General features: G+C 64.7%; 20 protein-coding genes. 7 read left to right on the top strand and 13 right to left on the bottom strand.

The window, feature by feature from the left end:
• Nucleotides 1-20: 20 nt before the first annotated feature.
• The 8 genes from fabI to gloB form a co-directional block, all read right to left on the bottom strand.
• The gene (gene fabI, locus PFLCHA0_RS16635; RefSeq protein WP_015635823.1) at nt 21-815 is read right to left on the bottom strand and encodes an enoyl-ACP reductase FabI; all 795 of its coding nucleotides are present in this window, start codon (nt 813-815) and stop codon (nt 21-23) included.
• 22 nt (nt 816-837) lie between these two features.
• Nucleotides 838-2448 (bottom strand): ABC transporter ATP-binding protein, encoded by a 1611-nt coding sequence (locus tag PFLCHA0_RS16630; protein WP_015635822.1) that lies wholly within the window; start codon nt 2446-2448, stop codon nt 838-840.
• 1 nt (nt 2449) lies between these two features.
• Nucleotides 2450-3469, bottom strand: coding sequence for an ABC transporter permease (locus PFLCHA0_RS16625; RefSeq protein WP_011061586.1), 1020 nt, complete (start codon nt 3467-3469; stop codon nt 2450-2452).
• Nucleotide 3470: 1 nt separating this feature from the next.
• Nucleotides 3471-4544, bottom strand: a complete 1074-nt coding sequence (locus tag PFLCHA0_RS16620; protein WP_011061585.1) for a microcin C ABC transporter permease YejB — start codon at nt 4542-4544, stop codon at nt 3471-3473.
• A 2-nt stretch (nt 4545-4546) separates the two neighbouring features.
• Nucleotides 4547-6400 carry an extracellular solute-binding protein gene (locus PFLCHA0_RS16615; protein WP_011061584.1) on the bottom strand — a complete coding sequence of 618 codons (1854 nt, stop codon included), beginning with the start codon at nt 6398-6400 and terminating at the stop codon, nt 4547-4549.
• Nucleotides 6397-8226 carry an extracellular solute-binding protein gene (locus PFLCHA0_RS16610; RefSeq protein WP_015635821.1) on the bottom strand — a complete coding sequence of 610 codons (1830 nt, stop codon included), beginning with the start codon at nt 8224-8226 and terminating at the stop codon, nt 6397-6399. Before PFLCHA0_RS16610 ends, PFLCHA0_RS16615 begins: the two co-directional genes overlap by 4 nt.
• 171 nt (nt 8227-8397) lie before the next feature.
• Nucleotides 8398-9825, bottom strand: coding sequence for a LysM peptidoglycan-binding domain-containing protein (locus PFLCHA0_RS16605; protein ID WP_015635820.1), 1428 nt, complete (start codon nt 9823-9825; stop codon nt 8398-8400).
• Nucleotides 9826-9924: 99 nt separating this feature from the next.
• Nucleotides 9925-10692, bottom strand: coding sequence for a hydroxyacylglutathione hydrolase (gene gloB / locus PFLCHA0_RS16600; RefSeq protein WP_015635819.1), 768 nt, complete (start codon nt 10690-10692; stop codon nt 9925-9927).
• Between the two features lie 65 nt (nt 10693-10757).
• Between gloB and PFLCHA0_RS16595 the strand changes: the two genes are divergently transcribed.
• A complete protein-coding gene (locus PFLCHA0_RS16595; RefSeq protein WP_015635818.1) occupies nt 10758-11516 on the top strand; it encodes a methyltransferase domain-containing protein in 759 nt (252 codons plus the stop codon).
• A 109-nt stretch (nt 11517-11625) separates the two neighbouring features.
• Nucleotides 11626-12078, top strand: coding sequence for a ribonuclease HI (gene rnhA / locus PFLCHA0_RS16590; RefSeq protein ID WP_011061579.1), 453 nt, complete (start codon nt 11626-11628; stop codon nt 12076-12078).
• 16 nt (nt 12079-12094) lie between these two features.
• On the opposite strand, the gene PFLCHA0_RS16585 is transcribed toward rnhA, so the two are convergent.
• Nucleotides 12095-13045: a glycerophosphodiester phosphodiesterase family protein gene (locus PFLCHA0_RS16585; protein ID WP_015635817.1), complete on the bottom strand. Its 951-nt coding sequence runs from the start codon at nt 13043-13045 to the stop codon at nt 12095-12097.
• A 146-nt stretch (nt 13046-13191) separates the two neighbouring features.
• On the bottom strand, nt 13192-13515 hold the full coding sequence (locus PFLCHA0_RS16580) for a DUF2388 domain-containing protein (protein ID WP_015635816.1): 324 nt from the start codon (nt 13513-13515) through the stop codon (nt 13192-13194).
• A gap of 196 nt (nt 13516-13711) precedes the next feature.
• Here PFLCHA0_RS16580 and dnaQ point away from each other — a divergent pair, with 196 nt between their 5' ends.
• The 3 genes from dnaQ (at nt 13712) to PFLCHA0_RS16565 (ending at nt 17606) form a co-directional block, all read left to right on the top strand.
• Nucleotides 13712-14461, top strand: coding sequence for a DNA polymerase III subunit epsilon (gene dnaQ / locus PFLCHA0_RS16575; protein WP_015635815.1), 750 nt, complete (start codon nt 13712-13714; stop codon nt 14459-14461).
• Nucleotides 14462-14748: 287 nt separating this feature from the next.
• The gene (locus PFLCHA0_RS16570) at nt 14749-17004 is read left to right on the top strand and encodes an Orn/Lys/Arg family decarboxylase (RefSeq protein WP_015635813.1); all 2256 of its coding nucleotides are present in this window, start codon (nt 14749-14751) and stop codon (nt 17002-17004) included.
• Nucleotides 17005-17018: 14 nt separating this feature from the next.
• Nucleotides 17019-17606, top strand: a complete 588-nt coding sequence (locus tag PFLCHA0_RS16565) for a GNAT family N-acetyltransferase (protein ID WP_015635812.1) — start codon at nt 17019-17021, stop codon at nt 17604-17606.
• Here PFLCHA0_RS16565 and PFLCHA0_RS16560 read toward each other — a convergent pair.
• Nucleotides 17603-18496, bottom strand: a complete 894-nt coding sequence (locus PFLCHA0_RS16560; protein ID WP_011061573.1) for a LysR family transcriptional regulator — start codon at nt 18494-18496, stop codon at nt 17603-17605. The two genes, PFLCHA0_RS16565 and PFLCHA0_RS16560, sit on opposite strands and share 4 nt — an antisense overlap.
• A 93-nt stretch (nt 18497-18589) precedes the next feature.
• Nucleotides 18590-18826: a hypothetical protein gene (locus tag PFLCHA0_RS16555; protein WP_011061572.1), complete on the bottom strand. Its 237-nt coding sequence runs from the start codon at nt 18824-18826 to the stop codon at nt 18590-18592.
• Between the two features lie 228 nt (nt 18827-19054).
• Here PFLCHA0_RS16555 and PFLCHA0_RS16550 point away from each other — a divergent pair, with 228 nt between their 5' ends.
• Together PFLCHA0_RS16550 and PFLCHA0_RS16545 are read left to right on the top strand one after the other, a co-directional pair.
• Nucleotides 19055-19612, top strand: coding sequence for an NADPH-dependent FMN reductase (locus tag PFLCHA0_RS16550; RefSeq protein WP_011061571.1), 558 nt, complete (start codon nt 19055-19057; stop codon nt 19610-19612).
• Nucleotides 19613-19728: 116 nt separating this feature from the next.
• Nucleotides 19729-21015 (top strand): arsenic transporter, encoded by a 1287-nt coding sequence (locus tag PFLCHA0_RS16545; RefSeq protein ID WP_015635811.1) that lies wholly within the window; start codon nt 19729-19731, stop codon nt 21013-21015.
• An 87-nt stretch (nt 21016-21102) separates the two neighbouring features.
• Here the strand turns inward: PFLCHA0_RS16545 and PFLCHA0_RS16540 are convergent, their stop codons facing one another.
• On the bottom strand, nt 21103-22056 hold the full coding sequence (locus PFLCHA0_RS16540) for a DUF1853 family protein (protein ID WP_015635810.1): 954 nt from the start codon (nt 22054-22056) through the stop codon (nt 21103-21105).
• Between the last annotated feature and the right edge of the window lie 160 nt (nt 22057-22216).

The following is a 22216-nucleotide window of genomic DNA, read 5'->3' as shown; positions in this document are numbered from 1 at the left end:
CCCCTCGCCACCGCCGCAGATCACTCGTCGAGGTTGCCCATGGCGGTGGTGTTGAACCCCCCGTCCACGTACATGATCTCGCCGCTGATGCCCGAGGCCAGGTCCGAGCAGAGGAAGGCGCCGGCGTTGCCGACTTCTTCGATGGTGACGTTGCGCCGCAGCGGGGTTTGCGCTTCGTTGGCCGCCAGCATCTTGCGGAAGTTCTTGATCCCCGAGGCGGCCAGGGTGCGGATCGGGCCGGCGGAAACGGCGTTGACCCGGGTGCCCTCCGGGCCCAGGGAGCCGGCCAGGTAGCGCACGCCGGCTTCCAGGGAGGCCTTGGCCATGCCCATCACGTTGTAGTTGGGCATGGTGCGTTCGGCGCCCAGGTAGGACAGGGTCAGCAGGCTGCCGTTGCGGCCCTTCATCATTTCCCGACCGGCCTTGGCCAGGGCCACGAAGCTGTAGGCGCTGATGTCGTGGGCAATGCGAAAGCCCTCGCGGGTGGTGGCATCGGTGAAGTCGCCTTCGAGCTGGTCGCCAGGTGCGAAGCCCACGGAGTGGACGATGCAGTCCAGGCCGTCCCATTTTTTACCCAGCGCGGTGAAGACCTGGGCGATCTGCTCGTCACTGGCCACATCGCAAGGGAAACACAGCTCGGCGCTGGAGCCCCAGCCTGCGGCGAACTCCTCGACCCGGCCCTTGAGTTTTTCGTTCTGATAAGTGAAGGCCAGCTCGGCGCCTTCACGATGCATGGCGGCAGCGATGCCGGAGGCGATCGACAGCTTGCTGGCGACACCGACGATCAGGACACGCTTCCCAGCGAGAAAACCCATATGTTGCTACTCCTGTTTCAGGTTATTCGGCGCTTGCCGGAGCCAGGAAGGCGGCTTCCAGCAGTTGCCGTGTGTAAGGGTGTTGCGGGGCGTCGAAGATGCCCCCTGCGTCCCCCTGTTCCACCACCTGGCCGTGCTTGATCACCATCAACTGGTGGCTCAGGGCCTTGACCACCGCCAGGTCGTGGCTGATGAACAAGTAGGTCAGGTTGTACTTGCTTTGCAGTGTGCGCAGCAGTTCCACCACCTGGCGCTGCACCGTGCGGTCCAGGGCCGAGGTCGGTTCGTCCAGCAGGATCAGCCGCGGCTTGAGCACCAGGGCCCGGGCGATGGCGATGCGCTGGCGCTGCCCGCCGGAGAACTCATGGGGGTAGCGGTGCCGCGTGTCCGGGTCCAGGCCGACCTCCTTGAGGGCTTCGATGATGGCCTGTTCCTGCTGCTGCTCACTGCCTATCTTGTGGATGCGCAGGCCCTCGCCGACGATCTGGCTCACGCTCATGCGCGGGCTGAGGCTGCCGAAAGGATCCTGGAACACCACCTGCATTTCCCGCCGCAGCGGCCGAACCTGTTGCTGGGTCAGGCTGTCCAGTTGCTGGCCCTCGAAGCGAATGCCGCCCTGGCTGGCAATCAGGCGCAGGATCGCCAGGCCCAGGGTCGACTTGCCCGAGCCGCTTTCACCAACGATGCCCAGGGTCTGGCCCTGGGGGAGGCTGAAGTGGATGCCGTCCACTGCCTTGACGTGATCCACGGTGCTGCGCAGCAGGCCTTTCTTGATCGGGAACCAGACCTTGAGGTTGTCAACCTCCAGCAGCGGCGGGCCAATCTCGTTGGCCGCCGGCAGGCCGCTGGGTTCTGCGGCCAGCAGTTCCCGGGTGTAGGGATGCTGCGGCGCGCGGAACAGATCTTCGCAGGATGCCTGTTCGACGATGCAGCCCTTCTGCATGACACAGACCCGGTGGGCAATGCGCCGCACCAGGTTCAGGTCGTGGCTGATCAGCAGCAGCGCCATGCCCAGGCGCGCCTGCAGTTCCTTGAGCAGCTCGAGGATCTTCAGCTGCACGGTGACATCCAGGGCCGTGGTGGGCTCGTCGGCGATCAGCAGTTCCGGCTCGTTGGCCAGGGCCATGGCGATCATCACCCGTTGCCGCTGGCCGCCGGAAAGCTCGTGGGGCAGGGCCTTGAGACGCTTGTGCGGTTCGGGGATGCCCACCAGCTCCAGCAGTTCCAGGGTGCGCCGGGTGGCGACCTTGCCGGTCAGGCCCTTGTGGATGCCCAGCACTTCGTTGATCTGCTTCTCGATGCTGTGCAGCGGGTTCAGCGAGGTCATGGGCTCCTGGAAGATCATCGCGATGCGGTTGCCGCGGATATGGCGGATGGTCTTTTCTTTCAGGGTCAGCAGGTCGTGCCCGGCATACTGGATGGTGCCGCTGGGGTGGTGCGCCAGAGGGTAGGGCAGCAGCCGCAGGATGGAGTGGGCGGTGACCGATTTGCCCGAGCCGCTTTCGCCCACCAGGGCCAGGGTCTCGCCGCGCTTGATGTCGAAGCTGACGCCTTGCACCACCCGCTGGCGGTGCTCGCCGGTGACGAACTCCACTGCCAGGTCGCGGACTTCGATCAGGTTGTCCTGGGTCATGTCATTTCCTCGGGTCGAAGGCATCGCGGGCGGATTCGCCGATGAACACCAGCAGGCTGAGCATGATCGCCAGCACGGCGAAGGCGCTCATGCCCAGCCAGGGCGCCTGCAGGTTGGACTTGCCCTGGGCCACCAGCTCGCCGAGGGAGGGCGCCCCCGGCGGCAGGCCGAAACCGAGGAAGTCCAGGGCGGTGAGGGTGCCGATGGCGCCGGTGAGGATAAAGGGCATGAAGGTCATGGTGGAGACCATGGCGTTGGGCAGGATGTGGCGGAACATGATGGCGCCGTTCTGCATGCCCAGGGCCCGGGCCGCGCGCACGTACTCCAGGTTGCGCCCGCGCAGGAACTCGGCCCGCACCACGTCCACCAGGCTCATCCAGGAGAACAGCAGCATGATCCCCAGCAGCCACCAGAAATTGGGCTGCACGAAGCTGGCGAGGATGATCAGCAGGTAGAGCACCGGCAGGCCGGACCAGATCTCCAGGAAGCGCTGGCCCACCAGGTCCACCCAGCCGCCGTAGAAGCCCTGCAGGGCGCCGGCGATGACGCCGATGATGGAGCTGAGAATGGTCAGGGTCAGGGCGAACAGCACCGACACCCGGAACCCGTAGATGACCCGGGCCAGCACGTCGCGGCCCTGGTCGTCGGTGCCCAGCAGGTTGTCCGCCGAGGGCGGCGCCGGGGCCGGTACCCGCAGGTCGTAGTTGATGCTCTGGTAGCTGAAGGGGATCGGTGCCCAGAGTACCCAGGCATCCTTCTGCGCCAGCAGTTCGCGGATGTAGGGGCTCTTGTAGTTGGCTTCCAGGGGGAATTCGCCGCCGAAGGTGGTTTCCGGGTAGCGCTTGAGGGCCGGGAAGTACCAGCCGCCTTCGTAGTGCACCACCAGCGGCTTGTCGTTGGCGATCAGCTCGGCGCCCAGGCTGAGGACGAACAGCACCAGGAACAGCCACAGCGACCACCAGCCGCGCTTGTTGGCCTTGAAGCGCTCGAAGCGCCGGCGATTGAGGGGGGACAGGTTCATCTCAATGCTCCCGGCTGTCGAAGTCGATGCGAGGGTCGACCAGGGTGTAGGTCAGGTCGCCGATCAGTTTCACCACCAGCCCCAGCAGGGTGAAGATGAACAGGGTGCCGAACACCACCGGGTAGTCGCGGTTGATCGCTGCCTCGAAGCTCATCAGGCCCAGGCCGTCGAGGGAGAAGATCACTTCCACCAGCAGGGAGCCGGTGAAGAAGATGCCGATGAAGGCCGAGGGGAAGCCGGCGATCACCAGCAGCATGGCGTTGCGGAACACATGGCCGTAGAGCACCCGGCGCTGGGTCAGGCCCTTGGCCTTGGCGGTGACCACGTACTGCTTGTTGATCTCGTCGAGGAAGCTGTTCTTGGTCAGCAGGGTCATGGTGGCGAAGTGGCCGATCACCAGGGCGGTGACCGGCAGCGCCAGGTGCCAGAAGTAGTCGAGGATCTTGCCGCCCCAGCTCAGCTGGTCGAAGTCGTTGGAGGTCAGGCCGCGCAGGGGGAACCAGTTGAAATAGCTGCCGCCGGCGAACACCACGATCAGCAGGATGGCGAACAGGAAAGCCGGGATCGCGTAGCCGACGATGATCGCCGAGCTGGTCCAGACATCGAAGTGGCTGCCGTGGCGGGTGGCCTTGGCGATCCCCAGGGGGATCGACACCAGGTACATGATCAGGGTGCTCCACAACCCGAGGGAGATGGACACCGGCATCTTCTCCTTGATCAGGTCCACCACCTTGGCGTCACGGAAGAAGCTGTTGCCGAAATCCAGGGTGGCGTAGTTCTTGATCATGATCCACAGGCGTTCCGGCGCCGACTTGTCGAAGCCGTACATGTGCTCGATTTCCTTGATCAGCGCCGGGTCCAGGCCCTGGGCGCCGCGGTAGCTGGAACCGGCCACCGAGACTTCGGCGCCGCCGCCGGCGATGCGGCTGGTGGCGCCGTCGAAGCCTTCGAGCTTGGCGATCATCTGCTCCACCGGGCCGCCGGGTGCGGCCTGGATGATCACGAAGTTGATCAGCAGGATGCCCAGCAGCGTGGGGATGATCAGCAGCAGGCGGCGAAAGATATAGGCCAGCATGGTCAGTACACCGCTTCGGCCGGGGCCGCCTGGTTGTCCGGGGTCGGTTCAACGGCCGGCTTGGCGCCGGGCTTGATCCACCAGGTGTTGACGCCGATGTCGTACTTGGGCGCGACCTTGGGGTGGCCGATATGGTCCCAGTAGGCCACGCGCCAGGTCTTGATGTGCCAGTTGGGAATCACGTAGTAGCCCCATTGCAGGACCCGGTCCAGGGCCTTGGCGTGGGCCACCAGGCTGGCGCGGGAATCGGCGTTGATCAGGTTTTCCACCAGGCTGTCGATGGCCGGGTCCTTGAGGCCGATGTAGTTGCGGCTGCCGGGCTTGTCGGCACTGGAGGACATCCAGAACTCGCGTTGCTCGTTACCCGGGGAGTTGGACTGGGGGAAGCTGCCGACGATCATGTCGAAGTCCCGCGAGCGCACCCGGGTGATGTACTGGGACACGTCGACCCGGCGGATCACCAGGTCGATGCCCAGGTCGGCCAGGTTGCGCTTGAACGGCAGCAGTACGCGCTCGAACTCGGTCTGGGCCAGCAGGAACTCGATCACCACCGGCTTGCCCTGGGCGTCGACCATCTTGTCGTCGACGATGCGCCAGCCGGCTTCCTGCAACAGCTGGTAGGCCTGGCGCTGCTGGGCGCGGATCATCCCGCTGCCGTCGCACACCGAAGGGGAGAAGGCCTGGTCGAATACCTGCGGGGGGATCTTGCCCCGCAGCGGTTCGAGGATGGCCAGTTCCTCGGGCCCCGGCAGGCCGGTGGCGGCCATTTCCGAGTTCTCGAAGTAGCTGCGGGTGCGGGTGTAGGCACCGTTGAACAGCTGCTTGTTGCTCCACTCGAAGTCCAGCAGCAGGCTCAGCGCGTGACGCACCCGCACGTCCTGGAACATCGGCCTGCGGGTGTTGAAGACAAAACCCTGCATGCCGGTGGGGTTGCCGTTGGCGATCTGCTCCTTGATCAGGCGGCCCTGGGCCACGGCCGGAATGTTGTAGGCGTTGGCCCAGTTCTTCGCGCTCATTTCCAGCCAGTAGTCGAACTGGCCGGCCTTGAGCGCTTCCAGGGCCACGGTGTTGTCGCGGTAGTAGTCGCTGGTGATCACGTCGAAATTGTAGAAGCCGCGGTTGACCGGCAGGTCCTTGGCCCAATAGTCCTTGACCCGCTCGTAGCGGATCGAGCGCCCGGCCTTGACCTCGGTGACCTTGTAAGGGCCGCTGCCCAGGGGAATCTCCAGGTTGCTCTTGGCAAAGTCGCGGCTTTGCCACCAGTGCTTGGGCAGGATCGTCAGCTGGCCGAGGATCAGCGGCAGCTCGCGGTTGTTGGTGTGCTTGAACTTGAACAGCACCCGCTGCGGGTCTTCGGCGATCACCTGGTCGACGTCAGCGTAGTAGCCGCGGTACAGCGGCGAGCCGGCGCTCATCAGGGTCTGGAAGCTGAACACCACGTCTTCGGCGTGGATCGGCTGGCCGTCGTTGAAGCGCGCCTCGGGGCGCAGATAGAAGCGCACCCAGCTGTTGTCCGGGGCCTTCTCGATCTTGCTGGCCACCAGGCCGTACTCGGTGAACGGCTCATCCAGGCTCTGGGCCATCAGGGTGTCGTAGACCAGGCCGATGTTCAGCTCCGGCACGCCCTTGCTGATGAACGGGTTGAGGCTGTCGAAGCTGCCGAAGCCGGCCATGCGGAAGGTGCCGCCCTTGGGCGCGTCGGGATTGACGAAGTCGAAGTGCTGGAAGTTCGCCGGGTATTTCGGCGCTTCGTTGTACAGGGTCACGGCGTGTTGCGGCGCAGCCTGGGCATAGCAGGCGATGGCGCTGAACAACAGGCCGCTGGTGCGCAGAAGCAGGGCACGCAGGGGCATCATTGGGCGTTCTCCATGGACTTCAGCCACCAGGCGCCAAGGCCCAGGGTATAGGGCGGCGTGGTGACGAAGGCGAACCGGTTACGGTAGGCCAGGCGGTGATAGTTGAGGTACCAGTTGGGAATCATGTAGTGCTGCCACAGCAGCACCCGGTCCAGGGCCCTGCCCGCGGCCAGTTGGTCGTCGCGGGTCTGGGCGGCCAGCAGCTGTTCCAGCAGGTGGTCGACCACCGGATTGTTGATGCCTGCGTAGTTCTTGCTGCCCTTGACCGAGACCTGGCTGGAGTGGAAGTACTGCCATTGCTCCAGGCCTGGGCTCAGGGTCTGGTTGAGGGTCATGAGGATCATGTCGTAGTCGAACTGGTCAAGACGCTGCTTGTATTGCGCCCGGTCCACGGTGCGCAGGCGGGCGTCGATGCCGATGCTCGCGAGGTTCTCCACGTAGGGCTGGAGAATCCGTTCCAGGTTGGGATTGACCAGCATCAGCTCGAAGCGCAGCGGCTGCCCGGCACTGTTCTGCAGGCGCTGGCCATTGAGCTTCCAGCCCGCCTCGCCGAGCAGCCCCAGGGCCTTGCGCAGGGTGTCACGAGGGATGCCGCGGCCGTCGGTGCGCGGCAGGCTGAAGGCCTGGCTGAACAGGCTGGCGGGTAGTTGCTCGCGGTAGGGCGAGAGCAGCAGCCATTCATGGCCCTGCGGTACCCCGGTGGCGGAGAACTCGCTGTTGGGGTAGTAGCTCAGGGCGCGCTGGTAGGCGCCGCTGAACAGGGTGCGGTTGGTCCACTCGAAGTCGAACATCATGCCCAGCGCCTCGCGCACCCGCACGTCGGCGAAAGTGGTGCGGCGGGTGTTCATGAACAGGCCCTGGGTCTGGGTCGGGATCTGGTGCGCCACCTGGGCCTTGATCACCTCACCGCGGTTGACCGCCGGGAAGTTGTAGCCGTTGGCCCAGTTCTTGGCCTGGTGCTCGATATAGATGTCGAACTCGCCGGCCTTGAAGGCTTCGAAGGCCACGTCGCTGTCCCGGTAGAACTCCACTTCGACCCGGTCGAAGTTGTTGAAGCCGCGGTTGACTGGCAGGTCCTTGCCCCAGTAGTCCTTGACCCGTTCGAACACCAGCTGGCGCCCGGGCTGTACCTGGGTGATGCGGTACGGGCCGCTGCCCAGGGGCGGGGTGAAGGTGGTGGCCTTGAAGTCGCGATCCTTCCAGTAATGCTGAGGCAGCACCGGCAGTTCGCCCAGGCGCAGGATCAGCAAGGGGTTGCCGGCACGCTTGAACACGAAGCGGATGCGCTGCGGGCCGAGGATATCCACCCGCTGCACTTCCTGCAGGCTGGTGCGGTATTGCGGGTGGCCTTCCTTGAGCAACAGGCGATAGGAGAACGCCACATCGTAGGCGGTGATCGGCTTGCCATCGTGAAAGCGTGCTTCGGGGCGCAGGTTGAACACCACCCAGCTGCGGTCCTCGGCGTATTCCACCGAGCGGGCGATCAGGCCGTAGCTGGAAGTCGGCTCATCACCGGAAGGCGCATACAGGCCGGTGCCCACCATCAAGGGTTCGTTGAGCTCGTTGACCCCGTATTGCAGGAAATTCGGCGTGGCGACCGGGCTGGTGCCCTTGAAGGTGTAGGGGTTGAGGGTGTCGAAGGTGCCAAAGGCCATGACCCGCAAGGTGCCGCCTTTGGGCGCAGCGGGGTTGACCCAATCGAAATGGGTGAACTTTGCCGGGTATTTGAGCGTGCCAAACTGCGCGTAACCGTGACTTTCGGTGATCGTCGCGCTTGCGGGAAAGCTCAAGGCCAGGCTGATGAAGAGCAGGAGCAGGGGACGCATCGAGACAGAGATCCGATCCAGGCGGCTTGGGCTTTGTGCTCCGTACAGTAACAGCTTGTATCAGCAGGAAAAAGCTCGCTGGCGCGCGCTTCGTGCAATTGAAATTTCCCGTAGGAGCCGGCTTGCCGGCGAAGGCTGTTCGCCGGCAAGCCGGCTCCTACAGGGCAGATTTCAGTGCGGCAGGTACACCGTCAGCATCTGGCCGGGCTTGAGGGCCTGGGCCGCGCGGGGGTTCCAGCGCTTGAGGTGCTGCATCTCGACATTGAAGCGCTTGGCCACCATGTACAGCGAGTCGCCCTGCTTGACCTTGTACTGAGTCGACTTCTTCTTGTTGCTGGCCAGGCTGGTTTTCTTGCTGGCCACCTTGCGGGTGTCCTGCATCACCAGCGTCTGGCCGACCTTGAGGTTCTTGCCGCTGAGCTTGTTCCAGCGCTGCAGGTCCTGGACGTTGACCTTGTTGGCCTTGGCAATGAGGGTCAGGTTGTCGCCATTCTTGACCCGGTAGATGCGCTTGGCCCGCAGCGAATCACGCCCTTCGTCGCGGTCGAAGACCGGTTTGAGGGAGCGCTTGCTGATCAGTTCTTCGGGTTTCATGGTGGACAGGCTGGTGGTCAGCAACTGTGCCTTGGAAGTCGGCACCAGCAGGTGCTGGGGGCCGTCGATGGTGGTGCGCTGCTTGAACGCCGGGTTGAGCTGGAACAGCTCGTCCTCGTCGATGTTGGCCACCGCCGCGACCTTGGACAGGTCCATGCGCTGGTTGATCTCCACCACCTGGAAGTAGGGTTCGTTGGCGATCGGGTTGAGGTTCACGCCGTAGGCCTGCGGGGCCAGCACCACCTGGGACAGGGCCAGCAGCTTGGGCACATAGGCCTGGGTCTCGGCCGGCAGCGGCAGGTTCCAGTAGTCGGTGGGCAGGCCGAGCTTTTCATTGCGCTCGATGGCCCGGCTCACCGTGCCTTCACCGGCGTTGTAGGCGGCCAGTGCCAGCAGCCAGTCGCCGTTGAACATGTCGTGCAGGCGGCTCAGGTAGTCCATGGCCGCGGTGGTGGACGCGGTGATGTCGCGGCGGCCATCGTAGAAGCGGGTCTGGCGCAGGTTGAAGTAGCGCCCGGTGGCCGGGACGAACTGCCACAGCCCCACTGCATCGGCCCGGGAATAGGCCAGGGGGTTGTAGGCGCTTTCGATGACCGGCAGCAGGGCCAGTTCCAGCGGCATGTTGCGCTCTTCGAGACGCTCGACGATGTAGTGGATATAAAGGCTGCCGCGCTCGCCGGCATTTTCCAGGAAGGAAGGGTTGCTGGCGAACCACAGGCGCTGCTGTTCAATACGCGGGTTGACGCCCAGGCCTTCTTGCAATTGGAACCCCTGGCGCATGCGTTCCCAGACGTCCTGGGGTACTTGCGGGCTGGGCTGGTTGCTCAGCCAGATGGGTTTCTGCTTGATGCGGGCGTTGAAATTCTGTGTGTGTGTCGCGTCGCTCTGTGGGGCATGGCCGGTGCTTTGGCAGCCCGCAAGAGTCGCTGACACAGCTACCGCGATGGCCTGGGCCAAGCGCGTCAATGCGTCTGAACTGATGGAATAACGAATAGATGACGACATTGGCTGGAAGTAAGTTCCGGGCAAAAATGTCGGGCGATTCTAGAAAGCACCCGGGGTGCGGTCAACCATTCAGAATTTTTGTACCAATCGATAGCCTGCTTAGAACTTATCTTTCCAAGCCCTCAGAGCCGCAAAGACCGCACTCTGCGACTGGTTATCCTGGCCATTCCGTTCGTCCGCTTTTTGTTTAACGGATGTTTCACCGGTACGCAGGAACGGGTTGGTCAATTTCTCCAGGGCCAGGGTCGAGGGCAGGGTCATGCGCCCTTGCTCACGCATCTGCGTGACCTTCGCCAGGCGTTCGGCGATGTCCGGGTTGGCCGGTTCCACCGCCTGGGCAAAGCGCAGGTTGCTCAGGGTGTATTCGTGGGTGCAGTAGATCAGGGTGTCGTCCGGCAGCGCGGCGAGGCGGCCGAGGGAGTGGTGCATCTGCTCCGGGGTACCCTCGAACAGCCGGCCACAACCGGCCGCGAACAGGGTATCGCCACAGAACAGCAGGCCATGGTGGTAGTAGGCGATATGCCCCAGGGTGTGGCCGGGCACGGCGAACACCTCGAACTCCCAGCCGAGGATGCTGACCCGCTGGTTGTCTTCGAGGCCGATGTCGCGGGCCGGGATCTTTTCCCGGGCCGGGCCATAGACCGTAGCCGCGCTGTGCTGCTTGAGGCGTTCGACGCCGCCGACGTGATCGTGGTGATGGTGGGTGATCAGGATGTCGCTGAGCACCCAGCCCGGGTGCTGTTCCAGCCAGGCCATTACCGGCGCTGCATCCCCCGGATCGACGACTGCGCAGCGCTGGCTGCGATGATCTTGTAACAACCAGATGTAGTTGTCGGTGAAGGCGGGCAGGGCACTGATCTGTATCATCTTCGGATTCGCCAAGCGGAAAACAATGGCGCATCTTAGAGCTTCTTGGCGTGTTGGAGAATGCAATGACCGATAAAGCCTTCGCTCAGGCAGATCCCGACTGGCTGGCCCTGATCAGTGCGGCCCGGGAGTGGCTGTCCGGCCCCCTGGGGCAATTTCTGCTGGATGAAGAGCGGCGCATGCTCGAAGAGGAACTGGGGCGTTTCTTCGGTGGCTACCTGGTGCACTACGGGCCCTCGGCGCAAACCCCGCCGGCGGCGCCCCAGGTGCAACGCAACGTGCGTCTCGGCGCGCCCTTGCCCGGGGTGGAGATCGTTTGCGAGGAGCAGGCCTGGCCCCTGAGCGAGCACGCCGCCGATGTGGTGGTGCTGCAGCACGGCCTGGATTTCTGCCTGTCGCCCCATGGCCTGCTGCGCGAGGCGGCCAGCAGCGTGCGCCCTGGGGGGCATCTGCTGATTGTCGGCATCAACCCCTGGAGCACCTGGGGCCTGCGCCATGTGTTCGCCCATGATGCGTTGCGCCTGGCCCGCTGCATCTCCCCGTCGCGGGTCGGCGACTGGCTCAACCTGCTGGGCTTCGCGCTGGAGAAACGCCGCTTCGGGTGCTATCGTCCGCCGCTTGCTTCAACGGCATGGCAGGCGCGGCTGGCCGGCTGGGAACGCAGGGCCGGGCACTGGCAACTGTCCGGCGGCGGCTTCTACCTGTTGGTGGCGCGCAAGATCGCCGTGGGCCTGCGCCCGGTGCGCCAGGTGCGGCGCGAGCCGATGGGCAAGCTGGTACCGCTGCCCATGGCCAAGGTCAACCGCCGCAACAGCGAGCCTTGATGAACTGTTGAAACCCTCTTTTTATACACTCTCGGCCGGCGTAGCCCGGCCCTGGGCCCGGTCGATCGCGGTCGGCGGGCCAATGGCAATTTTCTGATGGAAGGCGTGGATGAGCGATAGCGTAGAAATCTTTACCGACGGTGCCTGCAAGGGCAATCCCGGCCCCGGTGGCTGGGGCGCGCTGCTGGTGTGCAAGGGCGTCGAAAAGGAGCTCTGGGGCGGCGAAGCCAACACCACCAACAACCGTATGGAGCTGATGGCGGCGATCCGCGGCCTGGAAGAGCTCAAGCGCCAGTGCGATGTGCAACTGGTCACCGACTCGCAGTATGTGATGAAGGGCATCAACGAGTGGATGGCCAACTGGAAGAAGCGCGGCTGGAAGACCGCCGCCAAGGAGCCGGTGAAGAATGCCGACCTGTGGCAGCAGCTCGACGAACAGGTCAACCGCCACAACGTCACCTGGAAATGGGTGCGCGGCCACACCGGCCATCACGGCAACGAGCGGGCCGACCAGTTGGCCAACCGTGGCGTCGACGAGGTCCGCGGCTACAAGCAGCCCTGATGCCCTGAGCGGCCAATCAGCGACAAGGCAGCGGCCGTTCGAGCCGCTGCTTCATTTCCCCCATCGCACGGGGCGAATCCACCAGCACCGCATCCATCTTCAGGCAAGTGGCCGCCTGGTAGTCCTCGGCCGTATTGATGCCGATCGCCAGCATCCGCACCTTGCCCCGTGACTGAAAGCAATCCACCGCAGCGGGCGTCCACAGCCGGGCATCGACCTGGGAGCGCGCCTCGCCCAAGGTAAAGGTCTCGACCAGTTGCACCGGGCGCCGGTACTCGAAAGCCACCCAACTGCCGGGTGCAGGTGGTGCGTTGCAGTGGTGGGCGAGGGCGACGCTGGCCAGCCGGTCCCGGGTACTGTCCCTGGATTCGAACAGCCGGGCCTGGGGATAGGGCGCGAAAGCCTGCTGGTAGCCGGCATCGGTGGAGTAGATCAGCACCCGGTTCCAGGCGTGCAGCTGTTCCAGCAAGCGGGCGACGGCCTGGGCCTGGGGGGCAGCCGGCAGGGCCTTCATGTCGAGAATCACCGGCACCGACTCGGGGATCGCCATCAGCGCCTGACGCAACGACGGCAGGCTCACCGGCTGGGCGCGATAGGGAAAGCTCACCTGGCCATCGGCTGCTGTCTGCTTGAAATTCCACCCGGCATTGAGTGCCTGCAACTGCGCCAGGGTGTGCTGGTTGACTGCGCCTGTGGCCTGGGTATTGGCGCTCAGGTCGGCCGGTCGGTACAGCACCGGTACGCCATCGCGGCTGAGCTGCACCGTCAGCCAGAGCATGTCGACGTTATTGCGCAGGGCGTTGTCGATGGCCAGCAGGGTGTTCTCGGGAAAGTCCGCGGCGCCGCCGCGATGGGCAACGATCAGCGGCCGTTGTTGGCTGTCGCTGTCGGTGTGCGCAAGGGAAGAGCAGCCACTGATGCAGGCCAAGGCCAGCAGCAGTGGGAGCATCTGTCGAGTCTTGAGCATGGGAGGGCGGTTCCTGTGGGGTGAGTGCAACGCCGGGTATCAGCACCCGCGCGCCAGGGTGAGGCCGCACGGTAACGCAATAGCCTTGTTCGCATAAAGAAACGGCTGGGGCGCGCGATGAATTAGCTGCGGATGCGCCTGGGGGCTCAGAGCGCAAGCATGGCGCTGGCCAGTTGCAGGTCGCTACAGGGCGGGGCGCCGAGCTCCTGGCGAATGTGCATCAGAGCGGCTTCCAACCGGGCGCCACGGATCTCGCCGGCGCTGGCCACGAAGGCCGCGGCATCGCTCTGGGCGGCGAGCACAAGTTTGTCGTCCTTGAATGAGCTGCTGGCTTTGGAGCTGCCCTCGGTTGAGCTCAGGGTCAGGCTCATGCTGATGTCGGTGCTGATCACCAGGGCGCTGGCCTGGACGAGGTCGGCGCACAGGCAGGCGCAGAGCGCGCAGGCCAGTCGGGTTTTGCTGGGGGTCATGGCAGGGCTGGGTCCGGCGGAAAATATCGTCGGGCACCCTAGCGCTTTGCGTTGCAGCGAACTGCAGCAGCTTTGCTAAGGATTGTTAAAAACTGCACAGGCTGGGGGCTGATGAATCCGCCATGGGTGTCCTGCCGTCAGAGCGTGCTAAAATCCCGCGCTTTGAAACACTTCCACCGTTGAGAACTGACCCCTGATGGCCAACAGATCTGTTGTACTCGATACCGAAACCACCGGCATGCCGGTGACCGACGGCCACCGGATCATTGAAATCGGTTGCGTCGAGTTGATCGGTCGGCGCCTGACCGGCCGGCACTTCCACGTTTACCTGCAACCGGATCGCGAGAGCGATGAGGGCGCCATCGGCGTCCACGGCATCACCAACGAATTCCTGGTGGGCAAGCCGCGTTTCGCCGAAGTCGCCGACGAGTTCTTCGACTTCATCCAGGGCGCGCAGCTGATCATTCACAACGCGGCGTTCGACGTTGGCTTCATCAACAACGAATTCGCCTTGATGGGCCAGCACGAACGGGCCGACATCACCCAGCACTGCACCATCCTCGACACCCTGATGATGGCCCGCGAGCGGCACCCGGGGCAGCGCAACAGCCTCGACGCCCTGTGCAAACGCTACGGCGTCGACAACTCCGGCCGTGAACTGCACGGCGCCTTGCTCGACTCGGAGATCCTGGCCGACGTCTACCTGACCATGACCGGTGGCCAGACCAGCCTGTCCCTGGCTGGCAATGCCTCGGACGGCAACGGCTCTGGCGAGGGGGCCGGCCAGGCTTCGGAAATCCGCCGCTTGCCGGCCGATCGCCCGCGCGGGCGGATCATCCAGGCCAGCGAGGCCGAACTGGCCGAGCACCAGGTGCGCCTGGAAATCATCGCCAAGTCCGCCGGTGCCCCGGCGCTCTGGACCCAGTTGCTCGAAACCCAGCAGTAAGCCTTTGCTGTGGCCGCTGCCGCAGGCGGCGAACGGCGCCGTAGGAGGTGCCGCGATATTCAGGGCCGCAGGGGCCTGGCGGGAGATCGCCGGCAAGGCCCTTCGTTCCTTTTCGCAGCTTCGCAGGCCCAGCAGCGGCTACAGGCGTGGCTGGGAATGGACCGGCAATTGTTCCAGAGCGACGTTTTGTTACACCCAGCCCATGCCTGGGGTGACACGAAGCGTGCGCAGCTTCTACCCTGAGTTGATTGGCGGGGCCTGCCCGCCGTTTCAGGACACTGAGCCCCATGTATAAAGACCTGCAGTTTCCGATCCTGATCGTGCATCGCGACATCAAGGCCGATACGGTCGCGGGGGACCGGGTCAGGGGGATCGCCCGGGAACTGGAAAAGGACGGGTTCAGCATCTTTTCCGCGGTGGACTATGCCGAAGGGCGGCTGGTGGCTTCGACCCATCACGGCCTGGCCTGCATGTTGATCGCCGCCGAAGGGGCCGGGGAAAACAAGCACCTGTTGCAGAACATGGTGGAACTGATCCGCCTGGCGCGGGTACGTGCGCCGCTGCTGCCGATCTTTGCCCTGGGCGAGCAGGTGACCCTGGAAAACGCCCCCGCCGACGCCATGAGCGAACTCAACCAGCTGCGGGGCATTCTCTACCTGTTCGAGGACACGGTGCCGTTCCTGGCCCGGCAAGTGGCCCGGGCCGCGCGGGGCTACCTGGATGGCTTGCTGCCACCGTTCTTCAAGGCCCTGGTACAGCACACCGCCGACTCCAACTATTCCTGGCACACCCCGGGGCACGGCGGTGGCGTGGCCTATCGCAAGAGCCCGGTGGGGCAGGCGTTTCACCAGTTCTTTGGCGAGAACACCTTGCGTTCGGACCTGTCGGTGTCGGTCCCGGAGCTGGGGTCGCTGCTGGATCACACCGGCCCGCTGGCGGAAGCCGAGGCCCGTGCCGCGCGCAACTTTGGCGCCGATCACACCTTTTTCGTGATCAATGGCACCTCCACCGCCAACAAGATCGTCTGGCATTCCATGGTCGGTCGCGATGACCTGGTGCTGGTGGACCGCAACTGCCACAAGTCGGTGCTGCACTCGATCATCATGACCGGGGCCATTCCCCTGTACCTGTGCCCGGAGCGCAACGAACTGGGGATCATCGGGCCGATTCCCCTGAGCGAGTTCAGCGCCGAGTCGATCCAGGCCAAGATCGATGCCAGCCCGCTGACCCGCGGCCGGCCGCCCAGGGTCAAGCTGGCGGTGGTCACCAACTCCACTTATGACGGCCTGTGCTACAACGCCGAGCTGATCAAGCAGAGCCTGGGCAACAGTGTCGAGGTGCTGCACTTCGACGAAGCCTGGTACGCCTATGCGGCCTTTCATGAGTTCTTCGCCGGGCGCTACGGCATGGGCACGTCCCGCAGCGCCGACAGCCCGCTGGTGTTCACCACCCATTCCACCCACAAGCTGCTGGCGGCCTTCAGCCAGGCCTCGATGATTCACGTGCAGGATGGCGGCGCCCGGCAACTGGACCGCGACCGCTTCAACGAAGCCTTCATGATGCATATCTCCACCTCGCCGCAGTACAGCATCATCGCCTCGCTGGACGTGGCTTCGGCGATGATGGAAGGGCCGGCAGGGCGCTCGCTGCTGCAGGAAATGTTCGACGAGGCCCTGAGCTTTCGCCGGGCCCTGGCCAACCTGCGGCAGAACATCGCCGCCGATGACTGGTGGTTCTCGGTGTGGCAACCGGAGCGGGTCGAGGGCATCGACCAGGTGCGCACCGAGGACTGGCTGCTGGAACCTGAGGGCGAGTGGCACGGTTTTGCCGGGGTCACCGATGACTATGTGCTGCTGGACCCGATCAAGGTGACCCTGGTCATGCCCGGCCTGACCGCGGGCGGCGCCCTGAGCGAGCACGGGATCCCGGCGGCGGTGGTCAGCAAGTTTCTCTGGGAGCGCGGGCTGGTGGTGGAAAAGACCGGGCTCTATTCGTTCCTGGTGCTGTTCTCCATGGGCATCACCAAGGGCAAGTGGAGCACGCTGCTCACCGAACTGCTGGAGTTCAAGCGCAACTACGACGCCAATGTCAGCCTGGCCAGCTGCCTGCCCAGCGTGGCCGGGCAGGACCCGCAGCGCTACCAGGGCATGGGCCTGCAGGACCTGTGCGACCAGTTGCACGCCTGCTACCGCAGCAACGCCACGGCCAAGCACCTCAAGCGCATGTACACGGTGCTGCCGGAGGTGGCCATGAAGCCTGCCGATGCCTATGACCATCTGGTGCGGGGCGAGGTCGAGGCGGTTTCCATCGATCAGTTGCAGGGGCGTATCGCTGCGGTGATGCTGGTGCCCTATCCGCCGGGCATTCCGCTGATCATGCCGGGCGAGCGTTTCACCGATTCCACCCGTTCGATCATCGATTACCTGGCCTTCGCCCGGGCCTTTGACAGCAGCTTCCCGGGGTTTGTCGCCGATGTGCACGGGCTGCAGCATGACGATCTGGGCGACGGGCGCCAGTACACCGTCGATTGCATCAAGGCATGAGGAGTTTCCCGGCCATGCAACCTGTTGTGAATCCCCGTTATCCGGGCCTGGCGGTGCGAGTCGCCGATGAGGGCTTTGCCGCTTATATCTGGGGCAGCGACTTCAGCTTCGAGGTCAGCGCCTATGCCGTGGCCGAACGCGAAGTGCCGGTGGCGGACTGGGCCCTGCGACGGATCGTGCCCTATCGCAAATGCTATGGCATCGACCCGGAGGAGTTCAGCAGCTACCGCAATGCCGCGGACAGCGAGATCTTCATGGCCTATCTGGACGACCAGCCGGTGGGCCATGTGGTGGTCAGCACCAACTGGAACGGTTACGCCCATATCGATGAGCTGGCGGTGCATGCGCCGGCGCGGCGCCACGGGGTAGCCAGGGCGCTGCTGGATGTGGCGCAGTTCTGGAGCCGCAGGAAAAAACTGCCGGGGATGATGCTGGAAACCCAGAACAACAACCTGGGGGCCTGCCGTCTCTACGAGCAATGCGGCTATGTGGTAGGGGGCGTGGACCACCTGCGTTACCGCGGTATCGACCCGCAGACCGCCGAGGTGGCGATCTTCTGGTACCGGCTGTTCGCCAATGAGCTGGAGGGGCCGGCGCTTTAACCTGCCAGCAGGGCCTCGGCCTGTTCCGTGAGCAGCTCCAGCAGGGCAGTGGTCAGCGGCGAGCTGTCGCTGCCGTGGCGCCGCAAGGCGTACAGCGTGACGCTGATGGGGGGCGACAGCGGGCACACATCGAGCCCGGCGCTGCGGGCGCCGACGGCGGTGAAGGGGTCGACGATGGCCAGACCTTCGCCAGCTTCCACCAGGCTGCGCATCATCTGATAGGTCTGCACCCGGGTCTGGATCACCGGGCTGGGGCGCAGGTTCTGCAATTTGCTGGCAAGCATCACGCTCAGCGGGTCCTGGCCCTCCAGGCCGACCATGGCCTGGCCGGCCAGATCCTGCAGGGCGACGTATTTCTGCTTGGGTTGCAGCCAGCCGTGGGGCGCCAGGAGAAACAGCTTGCCCTGGGCCAGGGCCTGGCTGTGGATGTCCGGGTGCTGCGGGTCGTGCAGGCTCAGGCCCAGATCGCAGTCACGCAGCAGCAGGCTGTGGACCATGTCCCGGGTGCTCTGGCCGAGCAGGCTGCAAGGGGTGTCGGCGAAGCGCCGGCGCAGGGCGGCGATGCACTGGGGTAGCAGTTGCTGAACCAGCGGCGGGGTGCCGACGAGGCGCAGCGGTGGCGCCTGGTGGAACCTCAGGCTGTCGGCCAGGCGCTGCACCGGCTCGAAAGCGTCATACACCCGGGTGATGGCTCCCTGCAGCTCCCGGGCTTCACGGGTGGCCTGCAAACGGCCGCGTACACTGGCGAACAGCATGAAGCCCAATTGGCTCTCGGCGTCGCGCAGCAGGGCCTCGACCTCGGCCACCGAAAGTTGCAGCAGTTCGGCAGCAGTGCCCAGATGAGCGGTTTGCAGGAGCGCCTGAATCACTTCGATATGACGTAAACGCATGCTTGAAGTCCATCTCCAGCCGTCGAGGGGTCAAGCAACGAATCCTAACCCAAGTGTGGCGACACAACAGCTGGCGATGATGCTCGCGCAGAATCACTGAGCTACATAGGTCTCGGGTTCGCGCACGATGGTTACATCCGACTGCACCAGCAGGAACTGGTTGTCATCGAGTTTCTTGACCCGGTCGCCGATGGCCAGGCGGTAGGTGGTCACGGGCTCCGATCCGGCCGCGCCGTCCTCCGGGGGCATGGATTCCTGGAATTCGTGCACTGAGTACACCCGTCCCTCGGCATCTCTTGCATGGAATTGTCCGACAAGTACTGCTGCCATTCTTTAGAGCCTCTGGAGATAAAACACGCAAATTCGGTGGTGTAGACCCGGTGTCCCCAGGGGAAGTTTTACCCCGGGAAAAAAATAATCCGCTACCGGTGCCAGCCTCGTTATCGCGGGCTCGCTGGCAACAGGCCATGGCTTGGGAATTATCGGGGTGGGGTAGCAGACATCACCTCGGGTCATCTATAACTAACACCTTCTTTACGCCAACGGTTGGAAACTCCCATGAGCAATGTCTACAAGGTCGCAGTACTGGTCGGCAGCCTGAGAAAACAGTCCCTGAACCGCAAGGTCGCCCTGGCCCTGGCCGAGCTGGCGCCTGCCAGCCTCCAGCTGGACATCGTCGAGATCGGTGACCTGCCGCTCTACAACGAAGACATCGATGCCACGCCACCGGCGGCCTACACCCGTTTTCGCGAACAGATCAGCGGCGCCGACGCGGTGCTGTTCGTTACCCCGGAATACAACCGTTCGGTACCGGCGGCGCTGAAAAATGCCATCGACGTCGGCTCGCGGCCCTACGGTAAAAGTGCCTGGAGCGGCAAGCCGGGGGCGGTGATCAGCGTTTCTCCGGGGGCCATTGGCGGTTTTGGCGCCAACCACCACCTGCGCCAGTCCCTGGTGTTCCTCAATGTGCCCTGCATGCAGCAGCCCGAGGCCTACCTGGGTGGCGCCGGCTCGGCATTCGACGAGGCCGGCAAACTGTCCGAAGCAACCCGGCCGTTCCTGCAGGGCTTCATCAACGCCTACGGGCAGTGGGTCGAGCAGCAACGCAAGGCCTGATTCCCCACCATCATTCCCTGCTGTCGCAGGAGCCGGCTTGCCGGCGAAGAGGCCCTTGAGTCCCGTGGGGCACCTTCGCCGGCAAGCCGGCTCCTGCATACTCAAGACCCACTCTCATGTTGATTGCCGTATCGATTTTCCTGCTGACCATTACCTTGGTGATCTGGCAGCCCAAGGGCCTGGGCGTTGGCTGGAGCGCCGTGTTCGGCGCAACCCTGGCGCTGTTGTTCGGGGTGGTGCAATGGGCGGATATCCCGGTGGTCTGGCAGATCATCTGGAATGCCACCGGTACCTTTGTCGCGCTGATCATCATCAGCCTGCTGCTGGACGAGGCCGGGTTCTTTGCCTGGGCCGCGCTGCATGTGGCGCGCTGGGGGCGAGGGCGGGGCAGGCGGCTGTTTGCCTTCATGGTATTGCTGGGGGCGCTGGTCTCGGCGCTGTTCGCCAATGACGGCGCCGCGCTGATCCTGACCCCCATCGTCATTTCCATGCTCCTGGCCTTGCGCTTTTCACCGGCCACGACCCTGGCCTTTGTCATGGGCGCGGGGTTCATTGCCGACACCGCGAGCCTGCCGCTGGTGGTTTCGAACCTGGTGAACATCGTCTCCGCGGACTTCTTCAAGATTGGCTTCAACCGTTATGCGCTGGTGATGCTGCCGGTCAACCTGGTGAGCGTGGCCGCCACCCTGGTGGTGCTGCTGTGGTTCTTCCGCCGCGATATCCCGCTGGATTACGACCCCCGACAACTGGCCGAGCCCGCCAGCGCCATCCATGACCGGGCGACCTTCATGGCCGGCTGGTGGGTGTTGCTGATCCTGCTGCTGGGCTGTTTTGCCCTGGAGCCGCTGGGCATTCCCATCAGCGCTATTTCCGCGGTGTGCGCGGCGCTGCTGCTGGCGATTGCCGCCCGCGGGCACCGGATCTCCACGCGCAAGGTGCTCAGGGAAGCGCCCTGGCAGATCGTGATTTTTTCCCTGGGCATGTACCTGGTGGTGTACGGCCTGCGCAATGCCGGGCTCACGGCGTACCTGGCCAGCTGGCTGGACGCCTTTGCCGGCGGCGGGATCTGGGGCGCGGCCCTGGGCACCGGGTTGCTCACGGCGGGCTTGTCATCGCTGATGAACAATCTGCCGACAGTGCTGATCGGCGCCTTGTCCATCGATGCCAGCCAGGCCACGGGGGTGGTCAAGGACGCGATGATCTACGCCAACGTCATCGGCAGCGACCTGGGGCCGAAGATCACCCCCATCGGCAGCCTGGCGACCCTGCTCTGGCTGCATGTACTGGAGCGCAAGGGCATTCACATTGGCTGGGGGTACTACTTCCGGGTCGGCATCGTGCTGACGCTGCCGGTGTTGCTGGCGACCCTGGCGGCCCTGGCGCTGCGCCTGTCTCTGATGTAGGCGCCGGCTTGCCGGCGAACAGGCCCTTGAGTCCTGTGGTGCCCATAGGGTCGCCTTCGCCGGCAAGTCCGCTCCTGCGGCTGATTGTCAGGAGGGCTGCGGGGGGACGTGGGGCCAGAGATCGGCCACCAGGAACAGGCGTTCGGCTTCTTCCCAGCCGCCTTCAGGGGTTTGCTCCAGGCGTACCAGCAACTGCGCCGGGGCCTGGGGGGCAAGTTCCGCCAGCCATTGCTGCAGTTGCGTGGCGGTCCAGGCCTGCTCGGCCGGGTAGTGGGCCGGCGCCAGCCAGGCGTGGCGGGGCAGGGGCTGCCAGCGCCCCGGGGCGCTCTGGGCGAAAAATGCCGGCCAGTCGCGCTGATGCAGCCAGCGCCCGCACAGGTGTTGCGGGTGGGCGCCCTGGGGCGGTTCGGCGCGACCCGGCCAGGGGTACAGCAGGTAGCCCCCCAGCCACAGGTGCGCGCTGAACTGGTGGATATCCAGTGCCGCCAGGGCTTCGCGGCTTTCGTCCCGGGCGGAAATCGGCAGTTGGTGCCCATCCAGGTGCGCCAGCTTGCGGTCCAGGCGGTCATGGCAGCCGGGGCCCAGCCATTGGGCGCTGTCCTGGCCATTGCCGGCCTGGGGGCCCAGGTACAGCTTGATCGCCAGTTCCAGGTGGTGCACGCCGTCACGGTCGCGCAGCAGCATGTCCAGTTCGCCCAGGGTGTGGCCGCCGCGGCGGATTGGCAGGTTGGCCGCCAGCAGCTCGACCCCGGGGGCGTGGCGGACGGCAAATTGCCAGAGGCGTTCGTAATACAGGCCCAGGCGCCGGGTCGGGCCCTCGGCCAGCCACTGGCGCAGGGCGCGGCTGTCCAGATCCTGGCAGCGCAGCCAGTGGGCCAGCAGTTGCGGCGCCTGGACCCAGTCGCTGCCGGCGAGTGGGTGGCGCTGTGGCCAGGGCGTGTGGCTGAGCATCGGCGGCGCGAGGATGACCCAGGCGAGGTCGCGGACTTCAGGTTGACGCAACTGGCGGGGAAGGCCGAGCAGATCAGGGAACAGGAGCATCTTGCGAGCATAGACGCAAACCCGGGCCGATCGCGATAAATGCGTGCCACTCGCAGTTGCGGCAGGGCTGGCTAAGCCCGTGTGGCTGAAAGGATTTTGTCTAACGCCGGGTTTCGCCCATAATCCTCCGTTTCGCCCGTACCCGAACCCCGCAGGAGCC

This window comes from Pseudomonas protegens CHA0 (assembly GCF_000397205.1).
In the GTDB taxonomy this organism is placed as follows: Bacteria; Pseudomonadota; Gammaproteobacteria; order Pseudomonadales; family Pseudomonadaceae; genus Aquipseudomonas; species Aquipseudomonas protegens.
The sequence above is the reverse complement of the archived record's forward strand: the minus strand, read 5'-3'. Positions and strand labels throughout refer to the sequence as shown.